At 68.4% G+C, this 2,781-nt stretch carries 4 protein-coding genes; 2 read left to right on the plus strand and 2 right to left on the minus strand.

What is annotated here, in order from left to right; genetic code table 11:
* Positions 1-320: hypothetical protein (locus ACFHNC_RS24525; RefSeq protein ID WP_437171859.1), on the plus strand; the 320-nt coding region annotated here is incomplete at its 5' end.
* 253 nt (positions 321-573) lie between these two features.
* On the opposite strand, the gene ACFHNC_RS24530 is transcribed toward ACFHNC_RS24525, so the two are convergent.
* Positions 574-1,449, minus strand: a complete 876-nt coding sequence (locus tag ACFHNC_RS24530) for a Bug family tripartite tricarboxylate transporter substrate binding protein (RefSeq protein ID WP_437171860.1) — start codon at positions 1,447-1,449, stop codon at positions 574-576.
* Between the two features lie 204 nt (positions 1,450-1,653).
* Here ACFHNC_RS24530 and ACFHNC_RS24535 point away from each other — a divergent pair, with 204 nt between their 5' ends.
* Positions 1,654-2,571, plus strand: coding sequence for a LysR family transcriptional regulator (locus tag ACFHNC_RS24535; RefSeq protein WP_437171861.1), 918 nt, complete (start codon positions 1,654-1,656; stop codon positions 2,569-2,571).
* A gap of 30 nt (positions 2,572-2,601) precedes the next feature.
* Here ACFHNC_RS24535 and ACFHNC_RS24540 read toward each other — a convergent pair.
* On the minus strand, positions 2,602-2,781 hold a 180-nt coding region (locus ACFHNC_RS24540), incomplete at its 5' end, for a hypothetical protein (protein ID WP_437171862.1).

The raw sequence follows: 2,781 nt of genomic DNA on the forward strand, positions 1-2,781 counted from the left end.
TAGGCAATCAATGGTCCCGCTTCTCCGAAACGGAGCGGCTGTCCCTCATCGGCGTCGCGGAGAACCTCGACACGAAGCCGCGCATCTATACGGCGGTGCTTGGACATCCCTTCATCCTCGAGTTTCTCCACAGCAGTGAAGCGATCCAGCTTTGGGTAGGCGTGAGTGAAAGCTGCGGCCAGCTCAAGGCGACGAAGATGCGCAATCTCCCGGCTACTGCCTCCTATTTCCACGCGAGGCTTCACCTCCATGACACGGTGGATCGGAGCATTCGCTATGCACCGTGGCGGCCGGCACACCGCGGAGCAGCACGGCGATAATCTGCCAGTGTGCAGTTACGAGGTGCGCTGCGAACTCCTGGTGGTGGTGGCTGTCGCTAACTTTCGCGGGAGATCATCGTGGAGGTGCCAATTTGCGAATACGCAAACAGTGGACAGCGCCTCTGCAATGGAGGCGACGCCGCCGCCCATTGATTGCTGTATCGTGAAGGCTGACCTCTGCTGTCGCTGCGGCACGCAGCGGCCGGGTCAGCCGTGCTGCGCGTGTCGCGGCGGCGGCGGCGACCCGCGAACCTCACGGCGCTCGCGTGCCGTGCCGGGCAGCCATTGCGGCATAGTGGGCCCGCTGGCGCGTGAGGCGTCGGCTAAAGGCGTCGGCGGGCTCGGATCGCGGCACGATTCCGGCGCTTCCAAGCCGCTCCGCGAGCGAGGGGTCTGCCGCGGCGCGCATGACCGCTTCGCTGATCCGGCTGCGAGCTTCGACTGCCAGGCCTGGCGGTCCGAATAGACCGATGGTTCCCTCCACCTCAAGTTCAGGAAAGCCTTCCTCGATCACGGTCGGCACCTGGGGCGCGGCCGGCGTGCGTTCCGGGTTGGTCACCGCCAGCACCCGCACGCGCCCGTCCCGCGCGAGCCGGAGCATTGGCGCCAGCGGCCCGAGAAGGACATGCAGCCTACCCGCGACCAGGTCCGGGATCGCGTCGGGCGGGCTGCGATAGCTGGCTACCGTCACCGCAAGGCCTCGCTCCCGCAGGAAGGCCGGCAGGGCGAGGCTGAGGCCCCCCAGGCCGGCCGCAAAGCTGAGTGTTCCCGGCCGCTCCCGCGCCGCATCGACGAGATGCGGCAGGGACATCACCTCCGGCAGTGCCGCGGTAACGGCGACGCAGAGAAAGTCGGTCGCCACGAGCGAGAGGGGAACGATGTCCTTGACGGGATCGAAGGGCAACCGGTCCCGGAGCAGGGGCGTCACGGTGACGACCCCTGCGGGACTGAACAGCAGCGTATGGCCGTCCCGCGCGCCAAGCATCGCCTCGGCGGCAATAATGCCATCGGCACCGGTCCGCGGTTCCACTACCACAGGCTGGCCCCAGACTGCGGCAAGACGCTCGGCGTAGAGGCGTGCCACCATGTCGGTGGAACTGCCGGGCGCCGCCGGCGTCACCAGGCGCACACCGCGCTCTGGCCAGCCATTCGCAGTCGCTCGGCCGGGCCGTATCGCGGCAAGAGCAGCGAGCCCGCCGGCGAGTTGCCGTCGCGTAGGAGCTAACGCTGATCTGGGCATCGGGCATCTCCGGTCTGATGTCCCGACGCTAGCAAGGCAGGTCCCATGCCGGAGGAGCTATTCGGCGAACTCATTGTTCGGTAAAATCGAACGATGGAGCGCAGTGGCCTACTTGGTGACCTGGCAATCTTTGCACGCGTCGTGAGCGCCGGCGGCATCAGTCCCGCCGCAGCACAGCTCGGCATGGCGAAATCCTCCCTCAGCGCGCGGGTGGCGGCGCTTGAGGAGCAGGTCGGCACGCCGCTGCTGCTGCGCTCGCGCGGCGGGGTGCGGCCAACCCAGTCCGGCGAACAACTCATCCTGGCCGGGCGCGCCCTGATCGCCCAGGCGGAGGCGGCCCTGGCTGAGGTGCGCGGCGGGGCAAACCGGTTGGCAGGGACGCTGCGAATAACTTGCGTCGTCGGCGTGGCGGACGTGATCCTGGTGCCGCTGCTCGCCGGCTTCCTGAAGCAGCACGAAGGCTTGTCGGTCGACGTGCTGGCGACCGATGTCATCGTGGATCCGCGGCGCGAGGGCGTTGACGTCGCCTTTCGCTTTGGCTGGCTTCGGCGGCCGGAGCAGGGCTTCATCGCCCGTCGTATCGGCACCTATGAGGGCGCCCTCGTGGCGGCGCCGGATTACATCGCCCTCGCGGGCGGGCCGCCGCGGGACGCCGCTGAGTTGGCGCAGCATTCCTGGATTGGCTCACCGGCCTTCGGCGGCATGCGGCAGGCCCTTCGGCTGCACGGCCCCGACGGGCGCGCGCATGAGCTGCAGATGACCTGCCGCATCCGCACCACCGCACCCACCCAGCAGCGCGAATGGGCCATCGCCGGTCTGGGCATAACCCGTCTGCCGCGCTTCCTGGTAGCCGCGGATCTGGCCGCGGGCCGCCTGGTGCAGGTGCTGCCCGACCATCGCTATGAGGGGCCTTCGCTCTTCGCGGTTTATTCCCGCGAGGCGGCAGCCTCCGCGCGGGTGAAGGCCCTGCTGGCGTATCTCCGGGCGCATGCACCGCAGCCAACCGGGTGATGGCCGAGTGCATGCAGGTGGGCACATCCCCTACCGCAGCACGGCGCCGGCGGTCGTGGCCCTGCTGCCGGGGCGCAGGCGCATCTTGCTCGTCGCGTACAGCGTCGCGACCGGTCCGGCGATGCTGCATGCCGGGGCCATCACGCAGCCGGCTACCTTCCCTGAGAGCCCATCCGGAAAGGAATTGAATCGCCTGAATCGGATGTGATT

Source organism: Falsiroseomonas sp. E2-1-a4 (assembly GCF_051433165.1).
GTDB lineage: Bacteria > Pseudomonadota > Alphaproteobacteria > Acetobacterales > Acetobacteraceae > Falsiroseomonas.